Origin of the sequence: Rufibacter sp. DG15C (genome assembly GCF_001577755.1) — a bacterium.
Taxonomy (GTDB): Bacteria; Bacteroidota; Bacteroidia; order Cytophagales; family Hymenobacteraceae; genus Nibribacter.
Genome location: NZ_CP010776.1, coordinates 3,874,262 through 3,890,016, shown reverse-complemented (window position 1 = coordinate 3,890,016; position 15,755 = coordinate 3,874,262). Strand labels below are relative to the sequence as shown.

Below are 15,755 nucleotides of genomic sequence, written 5' to 3'. Positions count from 1 at the left end.
TCTCTTCCGTTTTTGGCTTGTTTTCTGGAAATCAGGCGGAAAACGATTTTACCACCAGTTTCCGCATGCCGATAATGACCGCGTACACTTTCTCTAGCTCTTCTTGGGTAACGCAATAAGGAGGCAATACATAGACGATATTGCCCAAAGGCCTCAGCAGGACTCCATTGTCAATGGCAAAATTATAGAGCGTATCCCGTAGGTTGTTGAAGTAAGAGGTAGTATGCGTGGCGAACTCAACAGCAAGAATAGTCCCCGTCTGCCGGATGTCTTTAATGCCAGGTTTGCCTTGTAAACTCTGCGCGAATGCCTGATGAGAATCCGTAATTCTGGCTAAATCCTCTAGGAAAGTCGCTTGCTCCACCAAGTCCAAACTGGCCAGGGCCGCCGAGCACGCGATGGGGTTGGCGGTGTAGGAGTGGCCGTGGAAGAAGGTTTTGGTTTTGTCTTCGCTTAGGAAAGAACTGTATATCGTGTTCGTGCAGGTGGTTATGCCCATGGCCATGGTGCCGCCGGTCAAACCTTTGGAGAAGCACATGAGGTCGGGTTGCTGGCGCAGGTAATCACAGGCAAAGCGCTTACCCGTCCGACCAAAGCCCGTCATCACCTCGTCTGCGATTGTAAACACCTGCTGCTCCTGGCAGAGCTTCATCAATCGGTCCAAAACAGCTGGCTCGTACATGACCATGCCGGCGGTGCCAAGCACCAATGGCTCAAAAATGAAGGCCGCTATGTCTCCCGTCGACAAGGCGGCTTGTAACTGCGAAACCGTCTGTTCCTCCTGGCCCGCCACTGGCACGTCAATGAAAACCACGTCAAACAGGTATTGGTGAAAAGGCCTCGTAAAGGCAGAACGCTCGCTCACCGACATGGCCCCGAAGGTGTCGCCGTGGTAGCTGTCTTTGAAGGCGATGATTTTGGTTCTAGGAACGTTGCGGTCGAACCAGTACTGCAGGCACATCTTCATAGCCACCTCCACCGCCGTAGAACCGTTGTCTGAGAAGAACACCCGGGCTTGGTTGTTGGGCAGCAGCTTCAACAAACGCTCTGATAATTCCACCGCTGGGGCATGGGTGAACCCCGCAAAAATCACGTGCTCCAGCGTGCGTAATTGTTCGCTGACCTTTTCAGCGATGTGCGGATGTGCGTGCCCATGGATGTTCACCCACCAGGAAGACACCGCGTCAATAAAGGTATGGCCATCCTCAGAAAACAGCAGAGTACCTTCGCCGCGCGTGATGCCGATGGGCGGGGCGGCGGTGTGCATCTGCGTGTACGGATGCCAGTTTACCAGGACATCTCTCTCGGATAAATTCGGCATGACTATAAGGCGTTTCTGAAAAGTTGGACGTATTTCTCCACCACTTCGGGCATAAATTCTTCTTCTTCCAATACCGCTGGAAGGACTTTCAAATGTGTGTAGTTACTGATGAATTCCTCGGTGCTTGGGTTAGATGTTCCGTTGAAGATGATTCCCGCAACGGGGATGTTCCTGGACTTGAGCACTTCCACAGTGGTGAGCGTGTGGTTGATGCTCCCTAGGTAATTTCTGGACACGAGAATCACCTCTAGGTTTAACTTAGATATCAAGTCAAGCACCAGTTCCTTTTTATTGAGCGGAACCATTACGCCGCCGGCGCCTTCTACTATTAGATGGTTTTCTGTTTTAGGAAGCTGGATGGCCTCTAAGTCTATTTCAATGCCTTCCTGGGCAGCGGCCAGATGAGGAGATGCGGGCAATGCTAAACGGTAGGCTTCTGGATGAAAAACCGAAGTAGGATTATTGATTAAACTCTGTACCCGCATGGTATCCGTGGCCTCCAGGCTTCCGGCTTGAACGGGTTTCCAATAATCTGCTGAAAGTGCTTGGGTGAGGATGGCCGAGACGATGGTTTTACCCACGTCTGTACCGATGCCGGTTACAAAATAACGCTTGGGCTGTGCTGAAGGAGAAGACTGCATAGTTGTTGTAACTGCTCTTGGGTGTTAAAGGCATGAAGCACAATCCGGAGGCGCTCAGTGCCCACTGGTACAGTAGGAGAGAAGATGGGCCGTACGTCAAATCCCGCTTCCTGCACAGTGCCCGCAAATTGTTTTAATGCGACTGGGTCTGCCAGATGCCAGGATTGGATGGGGCCGTTTTTAGTCCCTTTTCCAGAATTTAGGCCAAAAACGCCTGATTCTGTAAGTTGATTTTGGTATTGTTTAGCCAGTTTCTTTAAGGTTTCTCGGTCTTGGTCCAAGCTTGGTAGTAACTGATAGGCAGCTTTGATGGTGGCTAGGGAGGCGAATGGCAAAGCAGTGGTGTAGATGAAAGCTCTGCTGAAGTTCAGCAAAAACTCTTGCAAGGCTTTCGGGCCAATGACCGCGGCGCCGTGGCCCCCCAAGGCTTTTCCGAAGGTCATAATACGCGCAAACACTTTTTCCTCCAAGCCCAGTTCAACTACCAGACCTTCACCGTTGAGACCATAAATGCCGTTGGAATGCGCCTCGTCCACTACCAGGTACAATCCGTGCTCTTGGCAAAAAACCGCTAACTCTGCCAAAGGAGCCGTGTCTCCGTCCATGGAATAGAGAGACTCCACCGCCACGTAGACATCGCCATGGGCGCGTTTCAGTTTGGCTTTAAGGTCATCCAGGTCATTGTGCCGGAACGCAAAGCTCTGCGCGAAGCTCAACCGGATGCCGTCTTTCATGGACGCGTGGCTGGCCTCGTCATAGAGAATGGTATCCCCGCGCTGTGGCACAGAAGAGAAAAAGCCTACATTGCCCGCGTAGCCAGAGTTGAACAGCAAAGCGGCCTCGGCGCGGTGAAAATGCGCCAAAGCCGCCTCTAAGTCTTGAGCATATACGCTGTTTCCGCTGAGTAATCGTGAACCAGTGGCACCGTGCAGGTGGTTTACTGCCAGTTCGGCCTCCACCAATTGGGTCAAATCTGTAGAGGAAGCCAGACCCAGGTAGTCATTGGAACAGAAGTCTACCAAACCCGTTGTCGGTTTCTGGAGTTGACGCAAAATTCCCTTCTGAGCCCGGTCCTCTAACTGACGCAACAGGCGTTCTGGCATCATGTAGTAAGAGTTATTCTGCCGCTAAAGCTCCTTCAGGAGCCACCACTTTTACGCCGCAACCTGAGTTTTCCTTGAATGATTTTCTTGGGGTCAAGCCCAGCAATTGGAACATGGCCTGGTCATCGTTGAAGCCCGGGTTAGGCGTGGTCAACAGCTTGTCACCAGAGAAAATAGAGTTGGCGCCGGCCAGGAAGCACATGGCCTGCTCCACCGTGCTCATCTCTTGACGGCCCGCCGACAGACGCACCATGGTTTTTGGCATGAGGATACGGGCGGTGGCAATCATTCGCACCATTTCCCAAACGCTCACGCGCGGCTGTTCGGCCAAAGGCGTTCCTTCTACGGGTACCAAGGCATTCACCGGCACCGACTCAGGATGCTGTGGCAAATTGCTCAACACATGCAGCATGGCAATGCGGTCACCGTCGGTTTCGCCTAAGCCAATGATACCGCCACTGCACACCGAAATACCAGCTTGACGCACGTTTTCAATGGTTTGCAGACGATCATCATAAGTACGGGTAGTGATGATGTTGCTGTAGTTTTCTTCGGAGGTATCCAGGTTGTGGTTGTAGGCGTACAGACCGGCTTGTTTTAGGCGCTCGGCTTGGTATTCGTTCACCATACCTAAGGTACAGCAAACTTCTAAGCCCATGTCGTTCACGCCTTCTACCATTTCCAGCACGCGGTCAAAGTCGCGGTTGTCGCGCACTTCGCGCCAGGCGGCGCCCATGCAGAAACGGGTAGAACCGGCGTCTTTTGCTTTTTTAGCGGCGTCAAACACCACCTCGTTGCTCAGTAGTTTGTGCACGGGCACGTCTGTATGGTAGCGGGCGGCCTGCGGACAATAGGCACAGTCCTCGGGGCAACCCCCGGTTTTCACTGACAGCAAAGTACATACCTGCACTTCGCCGGTGGCTTGATATTGTTTGTGTACCTGGGCGGCTTCTACAATCAGTTCCAGCACAGGTTTATGGTAAATCGCGCGGATTTCGTCCATGCTCCAGTCATTGCGAAGCGGAGTAGTGGTAAGGGCGTCCTGCATAGTTTTGCGTTTCTAGTTTAGGCGACTAAAGTACGGCACAAAAACCAATCACCGAAATTTAAAGAACGGTTGTTAGGCAAAGATTTGGCGTTTTTGGCCAGTTTTCAGTAATCTAGGCTAAAAACGCATTTCTGAAAATGTCAATTGCTACTTGTTGACTGTTGGAGGGAGACCAAATTATTCGTCTAAATACTTAAAATAGGCTTTTTGTAAATCGAAGAAAGGGTATAAAAAGAATCCGTTTTTGGCCTGTTTTCCAGAAAACAGGCCAAAAACGGATTCCTCAGTTTAAAACAACTAACAACCAATTAGTGCTTCTTGTCTGACTCAATCTTCCCGAACTTGTATTCCACGGTTCTGGTGTTCTTGCCGCTTTCGTCGAAGTACTTCCAAGTGCCGTTCTCGCGGTTGTTGCGGTAGGTGCCGGCCAGTTGGGTTTTGCCGTTCTCATAGAGCTGCTTGAAGGTGCCGAATTTGAGTCCGTCTTTGTAAAGCGTCTCAGTCTTCACCTTGCCAGATGGGTAATAGGTTGTTTCGGCGGAGATGATTTTGCTGTTCAGATACGTGGCCTTGGAGGCGAGTTGTCCGTTGTCATGGTAGGTGAGGCGCTCGCCGGTGATTTTGCCGTTTTTGTACGGCTCTACGGTTTTCACTTTTTTGTTGGGGTGAAACTCCTGCCAAGTGCCAAATTTCTTGTTCTCTTTCCATTCCTCTTCGGCAGCCACTGCGCCATTGGGATGGAATTTGGTGACTTTGCGGTCCTTTTCATTGTTGGCGTATTTTATCTCCTGCGCTAACTGTCCTTCTTCGTTCCAGGTTTGGGCACTGCCGGTCTTGACTCCTTTTACAAATGTCTGGCTACTGCGTTTCTTACCGTTTTCATGGTAAGCGATGGAAAGTCCGTCTGGTTTGCCTTCTTTGAGAGAGCCTTCGGTTTGGAGTTTGCCGGAGGGGTAATAGCTCTTGAACCTAGCCGACTTGCTTTTGGCGTCACTGATAGTCTCATTCTGCAGTTGGCCGTTGTCATAATAGGTTTTGTAGCTGCCCTCAATCATGCCGTTGCGGTAAACCGCCTCAGACTCTAGCGCGCCGTTGGGGTGAAACGTCTTGGCCGGGCCGCTCTGTATTTTGCGCTGGTAGGTAATCTCTGCTTTGGGCTTACCGGTTTGGTAATACTCTTTGACTATGCCATCCGGGTAGCCGTCTTTGAAGGTAGTCTCTTGCTTCAGTTGGCCGTTCTCATAGAAGGTTTTGAAGGTGCCGCTCTGCAAGTCGTTCACGTACTGTCCTTCCTGGGACTTGTTTCCGTTGGGGTACAAGGCCACGAGTGTTCCGTTCTTCTTGCCTTCTTTGTAGGGGATAATAAGTTTGGGTTTCCCGTTGGGGAAAAACTCAGTGTAAAGACTGTCACGCTGACCGTTGTTCACCTTCACCAAAGCCTCCAATTCGCCAGTTTTATAGAACTTGCGGTAGTAGCCATGGATGACGGTGTCTGGGTCGGTTTTGATGAAGTAGACCTCCTTGATGGCCGTGCTTAGAGAATCATGGTAGGTGACCACGCGCGACGTCTGGGCCTGGCTAGAAGAGAGGCCTAACAGTAGAAAAAAGAAGGAAAATATAAGTAGAGGAAGGATGCGTTTCATAAATACAAAGCAATAAAAAAAAGCCTTACATAGAACGTAAGGCTTTTTAAGGTTAGTATAGTTCAGAAAACTTACACGCGCTCAATCACAATGGCAGAGGCACCGCCGCCGCCGTTGCAGATACCGGCTACGCCAATCTTTCCGTCTTTCTTGTTCAATACGTTAATCAAAGTAGTGACAATGCGCGCGCCAGAGGCTCCCAGTGGGTGACCCAAGGATACCGCCCCACCAAACACGTTTACATTGCCGCCTTCTAAGCCCAGCTTCTGGTTGTTGGCAATTGAAACCACCGAGAATGCCTCGTTGATTTCATAGAAGTCTACCTCAGACGCCTCAACGCCAGAAACCTTCAAGGCCTTTGGAATAGCTAGGGCAGGGGAGGTGGTGAACCACTTCGGCTCCTGCTCTGCATCCGCGAAACCTCTGATTTTAGCGATAGGTTTAACGCCCAATTCCTCAGCCATCTCTTTGCTCATCAACAGAACCGCAGCGGCTCCGTCATTCAAAGTTGAGGCGTTGGCGGCCGTGACCGTTCCTTCTTTGTCAAATACCGGACGCAAGCCCGGGATTTTATCGAAGTTCACTTTGGTGTATTCTTCGTCTTCGGTAACAAAGATGGAGTCTTTGCCGCGCTGCGGAATCTCAACCGGGATGATCTCGTCTTTTAACAATCCACCTTTGGCGGCCTCAGCGGTCTTGCGGTAAGACCCGATGGCGTATTCATCCTGCATCTCACGCGTGATACCCATTTCTTTGGCGGTGTTCTCAGCCGCAGAGCCCATGTGGTAGTCATTGTACACGTCCCAAAGGCCGTCACGTACCAAGCCGTCAATCATTTGGCTATGACCCATCTTGGCACCCCAGCGCGCTTTGTCCAGGTAATACGGCACATTGGACATGCTCTCCATACCTCCCGCCACTATCACATCTTTATGACCCAACATGATGGCCTGCGCCGCAAACATGATGGCTTTGGTACCAGAAGCACATACCTTGTTGATGGTAGTACACTCCACCTCATAGCCAAGACCAGCGAAGATGGCGGCCTGGCGGGCAGGAGCCTGACCAACATTGGCAGACAGCACGTTGCCCATGATCACTTCCTGAACCTTGCTTTTATCTATGCCGGCTTTCTCTACAGCACCTTTAATGGCGATGGCGCCTAATTGGGTGGCAGAAAGACTGGCTAAGGCACCGCCAAAACTCCCAATAGGAGTACGCACGGCAGAGATTACATATACTTCTTTGGTCTGCATGTCAGTTGGTTTTTCAAAGTTTTGTGGGATGAAATTACTTTTTCCCTCGCAATTAAACAAACACTTGTTAGGTAAGAGTTCGATTGCGCCAATAAGCCTAGCGTCAAGTAAAAGGACATTGGCAAATTCAACTCACTTGTTTTTGGCCTACTTTCCAGAAAACAGGCCAAAAACAAGTGAGTAGCCTTTTATTACCAATCTGGTCCGTTGGTGCGTTTGGCGCGTGGTCGTTTGCTGGGGAGCTGTTGCAGGTACTGGGCTTCCTCGGCGCGCATGGCATCCAGCAATTGACGTGCTTTCTCTGGGCTAAGCTTCATTTTCTGGAGCCTTTTGAATCTGGTTTGCAGCAAGGCATCACTGGTTCCAGCGGCTTGATTGCTACCCTTGTTCGTAGAAGCGCCATCTGTGCCATCCCCTCCTTCATTGCTTTGCCCGCGGGTATTGCCTGGCGTGTTACCCACGGCTTGTTCCTGAGGAGCACCCGTTTGTCCCAATTTAGAAGTGTCTGTGCTGCCAGCAGCCGAGCCGTTTTGTCCCGTGTTTGTCTGGCCGTTTACACCAGATGGAGCTGGGGTTGAGGTAGAGTTTCCGGCTTGGGGGCTACCGCCCGCACCCTGTTGTCTTTGCTGCCTTTGAGGCGGTGGCAGGCTTTTTCGTTTTTCGGGGTGAAGTAGGAGGTATTTTTGAAGCAGCTCAAAATTATAGCGTGCAAACTGGTTGGCCTCATCTAGTTTCAAGGCTTGCTTGCACAGGTTTAATGCCTTGGTGTAATTACCTTCTTCGGCTTCAATGACGGCTAGTTGGGTATTTATGACAGCTTGTTGTTGCGGATCTGACTTTTGGAAAATCTGACGATACAAAGGAGCAGCCCTGCTATAATCACGTAGATTAAAGTAAGAGTGGGCCAAATTCAATTGCACCGAATACGAGACGGCTTCGCCCTCGGCTTTCTTCACTTTTTCAAACAAGGCAGCTGCCTGCAAGAATTGTTTTTTAGAATAGGCCTCTTCTGCTTGTATGGCATACTGGTTACGCAGTCTTATGCGCTGAAGTCCGTCTAAGGGCGCGAAGGAGAGGAGTAACACCAGCCACCAAGCTTTCATATGCGCAACACTTGAAGGGTCCACAAGACATCTAAGACTATCAGCAGGAAAGCTAACAGCAAAGGGTAAAAGTATTTGTTGGCGGCCACTTCCACTACTTTGGTTTGGCGGACCTCGCTCTCTATGGCATTGACAGCGCTTACCAACCTAGGTAGTTCATTGGTGGTTTGGTTCATCTCAAAATAAGCGCCATCCGTTTTGTCTGCCACTTGCTGGAGAAGTTCAGATTCTAGTTTAGTGAGGATGACTTCACCGTTTTTATCTTTTTTGAAGGACCGTCCAAGGGGCATTTTTCCGCCGGCAGTTGTACCCACACCCACGCAGAAGACATGGATTCTGGCATTTTTCAATTGCTGAATAAGGGGTTGTAAATTCTCCCCGAAGGTTTCGCCATCAGAGAAAATGACAAGGATTTTGGTGCGTTCAGAATCTCTACTGTCTTCCATGGCCTGAAACTTCTCTTGGGCTATTTTCAGAACTGGTTCCAGTTTGGCCGCTTCTGGGGCAGCTTGGTTTGTTTTTAAGGATTGAATAAAGAGCTCCAGCGCGCTATTATCATAGGTGAACGGGCTGATCATAAAAGCACTGGAAGAAAACCCCACCAAACCTATCCTATCTGAATTAGCCTGCTCCAGAAAGGAGGGAAGCTGCAGTTTCACCTTTTCCAATCTGGAAGGAGACACGTCCGTGGCCGTCATGGACTGTGATAGGTCCACGGCTAATAGAATGTCTTTGCCGTTGGTTCTTATCTCTTTGGTCATGGCCCCGAAGGACGGACCTAATAACGCCACCATCAAAAGTGCTCCATACACGGTGCGTACGGCAGTTTTAATCCAGATGGTATTGGCTTTTTGAGAGAATTGATGGGCTAGCCTTTTTATTCTGTAGAGATAGCCGCCGTACAGCACCGCAAATAGCAGGCACAGCATAAGCTCTAACAAAGTAAAAGGCAGGTACCAAGTCATACGTAGGAAAATTGACCATTGCTGAGTGGCCGTTCAAAACAAAGATACAAAACCACAGCGAGAGTGCCTTATTTGGCCTTGGTAAGGACCAAAATGATACAACTGCCGTCTGAGTAGAATATTTTTGGATGCGTATTGAAAATTTAATCCGCTGTGTGTGAAGATACTTGAGGCTAAGGGAGGACCGGGTGGATAATTTTTTTGGGAAGGCCTTTGGTAAAGTGCGGCCTATTCGCCTATATTTGCACACTCTTTAACCGAAAGAGCAACCCGGAGAGATGGGTGAGTGGCTGAAACCAGCAGTTTGCTAAACTGCCGTACCTCTAAAGGGTACCGGGGGTTCGAATCCCCCTCTCTCCGCGAAATATTCTTGAAAATTAATTTTGGAAAGAAGATTTCAATTTATATCTTTGCACCGCAATTACCCAGAAGGATGGGTTTGGTTAGTTGGTTTTACTAGGTAATTGCAGGACTCGGGGTGTAGCGTAGCCCGGTATCGCGCCACATTTGGGATGTGGAGGTCGTAGGTTCGAATCCTGCCACCCCGACGAAAGAAGATGAGTAATGTTGGATGTACAAACATTCTCCATTACTCATTTTTGTTTCGATGGTCTCATAGCTCAGCTGGATAGAGCAACTGCCTTCTAAGCAGTAGGTCTTTGGTTCGAATCCAAATGGGATCACCACACGGGAAAGAAAACCCTCTTTAGATGTTTCTAGAGAGGGTTTTTTTATGCCCCATTGTTTTCTAACTCTCCTTTTACCCCTTAGTGTATGCTTTTACTAATTCTCTTTTATTACTGAAAAATAAATATATAATCTTTAAATATTTACGTTTGAGGAATAATATTTATAAAAATCACAGATATTTATATAACCTTTCTAGTATTTATCAGTAAAAGCAATTATCAAGGCTTTTTTCTGGCCTTTAAACATCAATACTATTGGAATGGGTTGAAGGCTTTTTGGAAGCCTATCGTGGGGGAACTACCATCACAACTATTCTTGGCCACTTTGTGCACTTTTTAGTGTTCACACTTGTGTTTTCAGCTCTATTGTATCTCAGTAGCAACTAGTTACTGCATCCTGCTCTCTTGTCGCGTCCTTCTTGGCGTGGGTTTCCCCCATATCTTTCAGAACAACTGCCATTCTTTTCCTTAAAGTTCATGAGAAACTTTACTCAATCTTTTTCAAAAAGCTTGCAGGACAGCTTTGTCCAAAAAAAACATAAACCGCTAGAAGGCGTCTCTACGCTTCAGCGGTTTTTAGCCGTGAGCCTTACCCTATGGGCCGTCTTTTCTTTCTGCACCCTTGGATTTGGGGCAAGTAGAACCTCCAATGAGAATAGGATTAGTATGGTGCAAACCATAGATGCTTATGCCAGTGCAGGACTGCCAGCGCCCAAGGTCACCTCAGACAAAGATGACTACGCTCCAGGGGAAGTAGCCCACATTTCAGGTAGTGGCTGGACCTTGGACCAACAAGTTCATGTAGAGTTTAAAGAAGAACCTGAGTACCCAGACTACCATGTGTATGATGTGGTGGTTAACCCAGATGGGACCTGGAATATAGATTATCAGGTAGAGGAGAGACACTTGGGTGTAAAATTCACAGTGACTTCAGTGGGTAATAAAACTGGCACAAGAGTTTCATATATTTTTACTGACGGAAATTCTAAGCTAAGCCTAGCTAATTTAGAAGGAGATTACAAAGGGACAGTAAATTTAGTAGCCACTTTACTTGTTCAAGGTACCCAATCTAATAACAACCCCATTCCTAATAGGACTATTTACTTCAAAATGAACGGGGCAGACATAGGTTCTGCAAACACTGGGACGGATGGAAGGGCTTTTCTTAATAACGTAAGTTTAGGTGCTTTAAATGCTGGGAATCATGCTAATGCCTTTACTGCAGAGTTTAAGACAGACCCAGGTGCAACTCAGTCATCTACTAGTTTGTACTTTGGGAGTATTGGATCAGCCAATCTTAAAATAAATAAACTAACCCCACAGTTCTCAAATCTGTCGACTAGCAATACAGTATCATTTGGCACTGCATCTCTTATCTTGACTGGCAAGCTGGCTACTATTACTGGGGAGCCGGCAATAGGTGCAGTAACTGCCACTATTAATGGAATAATTTCACCTTCAGCAAGTTTAGATGGGACAGGAAATTTTAGTATTGCTTTTAACCCAGCTAGTATTCCAGCAAACACCACTGCATATACCATCAACTATAGCTATGGTGGGTCCACAAATTTTAATGATGTGTCCAATGCTTCTACCACCTTGATGGTGACCAAAGCATCAGCTTCAATGCTGTTAAATAACCTAGTCCATACCTATGACGGGAGTGCCAAAACAGCATTAGTGACCACTACGCCTCAAGGGCTTAGTGGTATTACTGTTTCCTATACAGGGATAGTAGGAACACCTACAGAGGCAGGAAGCTATATTTTTACAGCTACTTTAAATAATACCAATTATTCAGCAGATCCAGTTTCAGGGACCTTAACAATCCTTAAAGCTACACCCACCATCTCGTTAACAGTTGGTAACAATCCTACCTATGATGGCCAGGCACATTATGTTGCCAATGCCACTGTGACAGGGGTTAATGGATCATCCTTAGGGAATGCCGCCGTAGCATATACTAAAGGCTCTCCCGCTGTAGCAGTCTCTGATCCAACTGAAGCAGGAACGTATTCCGTCACTGTCACATATGCAGAAACTGCCAACTATACGGCAGCTACTCCTAAAACAGGTTCTCTTACCATTGACAAAGCGAATGCCGTAATTAATGTAGCGGGGTATACGGGCATTTATGATGGCCAAGCCCACGGCGCCTCAGGAACGATTATTGGCGTGGGCAACGAAAATATAGGCAGTAGCCTTACCCTAGGCGATACATTTACAAATGCGCCAGGCGGAACCGCCAACTGGACTTTCAATGGTGGTAATAATTACAATGACCAGAGTGGTTCTGTTGCAATAGTTATTAATAAAGCGCCCGCGACCTTGTCGTTTGGCCAAATGGATTACACATATGATGGCAACGAGAAGGTAGTGACTGCTTCGGTTTCACCCAACGTTGACGGATTGACTGTGAGTGGCAAAGGAACCAATGTAGGTAATTATGCCGCTACCGCCAGCCTATCTAACCAAAACTATGAGGCTACTTCTATCACTGAATGGCTTCGGATCACAGTTGCACCTTCATTAGTCACCATGGATGATGTGAGCACTACCTATAGCGGACAGGCGCATGCAGCTTCAGCGAAGGCTACGGGAGTAGGGGGCTTAGAAACAACCTCAGGTATAGCGTATAGCTATGTAGGGGATGGGACAACCACCTATGGCCCAAGTGAACAGGCGCCTAAAAATGCAGGGAGTTACCTGGTAACGGCTACATTTGCTGGCGATGAAAACCACTCAGGGAACATGGCCACTGCAAAAGTAACCATTGCCAAAGCGCTGGCTACTATCTCTATGCAGGGCAAAACAGTAGAATATGATGGCCAGGCCCACAAAGCTACGGGATCTGCCAATGGGGTGGAAGATGAGGATTTAACTGCCTTGTTGAATGTAGGGAATGCCTTCACCAACGTTCCTGGTGGTACTGCCAATTGGACCTTTGCAGGGAATGGAAACTATGAACCCGCCTCAGGATCAAAAGGAATTGTCATAACACCTAAAGCCGCTTCTGTGACCGTGGCTTCTCTCTCAAAAACGTATGGAGACCAAGACCCAGAATTGACCGGTGCAGTTACTGGGTTTGTACCAGCAGATAACATTTCCGCTGCCTACAGCCGACTAGGTGGTGAAACAGTAGATGATGGTCCTTATGCCATTTCAGCTATTCTTAGCCCTTCAGAGAAACTGGGTAATTACACCATCACAAATACACTGGGTAAGCTCACCATCCTCCCTCGGGCAGTAACGGTGGCGGCAGAGGCTAAGTCTAAAACCTATGGCGATGCTGATCCTGCTCTTACGTATGGAATAAAAGCTGGGAATCTTGTCAATGGTGACGGGTTTGTGGGTTCCTTAACAAGAGCCGAAGGCGAAGATGTGAAAAGCTATGCCATTGGCCAGGGAAGCTTAGCCCTTAGCTCAAATTACAACCTCACCTATGAAGGTGCCAATTTAACCATCACCAAGCGCGGTATTGCAATCGCGGCGGTGGCTAGCTCCAAAACCTATGGTGACGATGACCCTGCACTCACTTACAATATAACCTCTGGGAATTTAGTATATGATGACGCCTTTACCGGTTCTCTTTCTAGAGAAGGGGGTGAAAATGTTGGTTCATATTCCATTAACCAAGGATCATTGGCGGTATCCAGTAATTATCACGTATCCTTCACCGGGGCAAACTTTGAAATTGGTAAACGGTCTGTTACAATCACCGCAGATGCCAAATCTAAAACCTATGGAGAGGCTGACCCAGCACTCACCTACCAGCTGACCGCAGGAAGCTTAGCTTTCATGGATAAAGTGACAGGCGGCTTGTCTAGGGTTCCTAATGAAAATGTGGGCGACCATGATATTCAGCAGGGTAGTGTAGCGTTAAACGACAACTACAATCTTACTTATGAAGGAGCAACGCTTACCATTGGGGCCAGAGCCATCACTATAACGGCAGATGCCAAGTCTAAGGTGTATGGGGAGAATGACCCGGAGCTAACCTATAAGATCACGGCGGGCAGCTTGGCCTTTGAAGACGCAATTAGCGGTAGCCTTTCCAGAGCCACAGGGGCTAATGTAGGGACTTATGCCATTGGTCAGGGAACGGTAGCCTTAAACGCAAACTATGCTTTGAGCTATCAAGGCGCGAACCTTACCATCACTGCCAGACCAATCACCGTGACTGCAGACGCGAAAGCCAAAATGCATGGTCAGGTAGATCCAACTCTTACCTATCAAATTACCTCGGGTAACCTAGTAGCGGGTGATGGGTTTACCGGCGCTATCTCAAGGGAGGGTGGCACCGAGCCAGGTGTGTATAGTATTCAGCAAAATACGTTGACTGCGGGTACCAATTATGGCTTGACGTATGTGCCCGCCAGCTTTACCATTCATGCCATACCAACGGTGGTCATCGCGAATCCGGCCCCTACAGAGATAGGCAAAGTGGTGAATGTGTCTGCCGCCTTCACCAATGATATCTTTGAACCGAAATGGGTTTGGGGCTTCATCTCACCAACCAACGGGACCGTGACTGGTACTACCATCAATGGCTCAACCACCGTTCCAACCAACACCGGGGTGTATACGCTTACTTTACAATATAAAAACGCAATAGGCGAAGTGAAAACCTCTCCAGAAGCGTATTTAGCAGTGTATGACCCAGCCGGCGGATTTGTGACCGGGGGTGGTTGGATTAATTCTCCAGAGGGAGCCTTAGTGAGTTCACCTGGCACGGTTGGCAAAGCCAACTTCGGGTTTGTGTCTAAATACAAAAAAGGGACGAACACGGTAGAGGGCAACACAGAATTCCAGTTCACAGCCGGTAATGTCAACTTTAAAAGTGCTAGCCATACCGCCGGTACTTTGGTGATAGCTGGTTCCAAAGCCACGTACAAAGGCACCGGTTTTATCAATGGCGGGACAGATGCCCATGATTTCATGGTAGTGGCCACAGATGGTCAGGTAAATGGTGGCGGCGGTTCAGACAAGTTCAGAATCAAGATCTGGAAGCGGGGCGGCGAGGTAGTGTATGACAACCAAATGTCTACCGCTGAAAACGCTGAGCTTGCGCCAACTACCATCTTGGGCGGCGGATCCATTGTAATCCATGAAGTGGTGAAAGGTACTAAGACTTCCAGCGTGGTGGCACTGGCTGACCAGCCTTCGGCAAAAGGCAAGTTCATCAGCTATCCTAATCCATTCTCAGACAGAACAACCTTTGAGTTCGCCTTTGACCAAGATGAGGAATATAGCCTAATGGTCTACAGCATGAATGGTGCATTGGTGAAAAACATCACGGCCGGAAAAGCCTTGGCCAACACGCCGGTGCAAGTGCAGTGGGGAGATAACTCTGTGAACGTGGGCGTGTACTTGGTACGCTTGGTGACTTCTAAAGGCACCCAAACGCTACGGGTAATCCGCAAGTAAAAGTTAGGCTGAGCGTTTTTAGCAAAAAGCGTTTTGACTAACGTTAAAGTAAAAAGTCCCTAACCGGTGAAAACTGGTTAGGGACTTTTTACTTTACTCAATTTCTTTAAATACCCACTTTAAACCAATACATTGGGCCTACACTAAAAATAAAAAGGACAGAATATGCTCACAAAAGGCTGGTGGACCAAGGACGAGGAAGGATTCATGGAATTTGAGACCGCCCAATTGCAACGGTTATACGAGGCCATCACAGAGCAGTACCATGCCGTGTATGAGCAGCACCTGCACGAAACTCAAGACGAAGAGCTGGCGCATGAGAACGCCCTGCAAGAAGGCTATGAGATGGTCACCAACACCAAGCTCATAAACGACGAAGAAGAATTTGCCACCTCCTACATCACCCCGACCTTTGTCTTGGATATTTGGTATGAGAAAGATGCCTACACGCAAAAGCGGGTGTATGACAAAGGATACCTTCAGGTGTTGAAAAAGTAATCCAGTTCAAATAAACACCTTGATACACCGTAGAGAACAGCACTATGCATTTGATGGCTGG

At 48.4% G+C, this 15,755-nt stretch carries 10 protein-coding genes and 3 tRNA genes; 5 read left to right on the top strand and 8 right to left on the bottom strand.

Annotated elements, in window-relative coordinates; all coding sequences use genetic code 11:
• Positions 1-31 precede the first annotated feature (31 nt).
• The 8 genes from bioA to TH61_RS16630 form a co-directional block, all read right to left on the bottom strand.
• Positions 32-1,321, bottom strand: coding sequence for an adenosylmethionine--8-amino-7-oxononanoate transaminase (gene bioA, locus TH61_RS16665; protein WP_066511811.1), 1,290 nt, complete (start codon positions 1,319-1,321; stop codon positions 32-34).
• 2 nt (positions 1,322-1,323) lie between these two features.
• Positions 1,324-1,962, bottom strand: coding sequence for a dethiobiotin synthase (bioD, locus tag TH61_RS16660; protein WP_066511805.1), 639 nt, complete (start codon positions 1,960-1,962; stop codon positions 1,324-1,326).
• Positions 1,920-3,068, bottom strand: coding sequence for an 8-amino-7-oxononanoate synthase (locus tag TH61_RS16655; protein ID WP_066511803.1), 1,149 nt, complete (start codon positions 3,066-3,068; stop codon positions 1,920-1,922). The genes bioD and TH61_RS16655 overlap by 43 nt, the downstream gene beginning before the upstream one ends.
• A gap of 10 nt (positions 3,069-3,078) precedes the next feature.
• Positions 3,079-4,113 (bottom strand): biotin synthase BioB, encoded by a 1,035-nt coding sequence (gene bioB, locus TH61_RS16650; RefSeq protein ID WP_066511796.1) that lies wholly within the window; start codon positions 4,111-4,113, stop codon positions 3,079-3,081.
• 308 nt (positions 4,114-4,421) lie between these two features.
• Positions 4,422-5,756, bottom strand: a complete 1,335-nt coding sequence (locus TH61_RS16645; RefSeq protein ID WP_066511794.1) for a toxin-antitoxin system YwqK family antitoxin — start codon at positions 5,754-5,756, stop codon at positions 4,422-4,424.
• A 71-nt stretch (positions 5,757-5,827) separates the two neighbouring features.
• Entirely contained in the window at positions 5,828-7,012 is a 1,185-nt protein-coding gene (locus tag TH61_RS16640) for an acetyl-CoA C-acyltransferase (RefSeq protein WP_066511791.1), read from the bottom strand.
• A 191-nt stretch (positions 7,013-7,203) separates the two neighbouring features.
• On the bottom strand, positions 7,204-8,115 hold the full coding sequence (locus tag TH61_RS16635) for a lipopolysaccharide assembly protein LapB (RefSeq protein ID WP_066511788.1): 912 nt from the start codon (positions 8,113-8,115) through the stop codon (positions 7,204-7,206).
• The gene (locus TH61_RS16630) at positions 8,112-9,080 is read right to left on the bottom strand and encodes a VWA domain-containing protein (protein ID WP_066511782.1); all 969 of its coding nucleotides are present in this window, start codon (positions 9,078-9,080) and stop codon (positions 8,112-8,114) included. The genes TH61_RS16635 and TH61_RS16630 overlap by 4 nt, the downstream gene beginning before the upstream one ends.
• A gap of 272 nt (positions 9,081-9,352) precedes the next feature.
• Here TH61_RS16630 and TH61_RS16625 point away from each other — a divergent pair.
• From TH61_RS16625 to TH61_RS16600, 5 genes are all read left to right on the top strand, one after another.
• Positions 9,353-9,440 (top strand) — tRNA-Ser (locus TH61_RS16625).
• 114 nt (positions 9,441-9,554) lie between these two features.
• Positions 9,555-9,628, top strand: a tRNA-Pro gene (locus TH61_RS16620).
• 61 nt (positions 9,629-9,689) lie between these two features.
• Positions 9,690-9,766 (top strand) — tRNA-Arg (locus TH61_RS16615).
• 669 nt (positions 9,767-10,435) lie between these two features.
• Positions 10,436-15,196: an MBG domain-containing protein gene (locus TH61_RS18045; protein WP_197464060.1), complete on the top strand. Its 4,761-nt coding sequence runs from the start codon at positions 10,436-10,438 to the stop codon at positions 15,194-15,196.
• 165 nt (positions 15,197-15,361) lie between these two features.
• Positions 15,362-15,694 (top strand): hypothetical protein, encoded by a 333-nt coding sequence (locus TH61_RS16600; RefSeq protein WP_066511778.1) that lies wholly within the window; start codon positions 15,362-15,364, stop codon positions 15,692-15,694.
• The last annotated feature ends 61 nt before the right edge of the window (positions 15,695-15,755 follow it).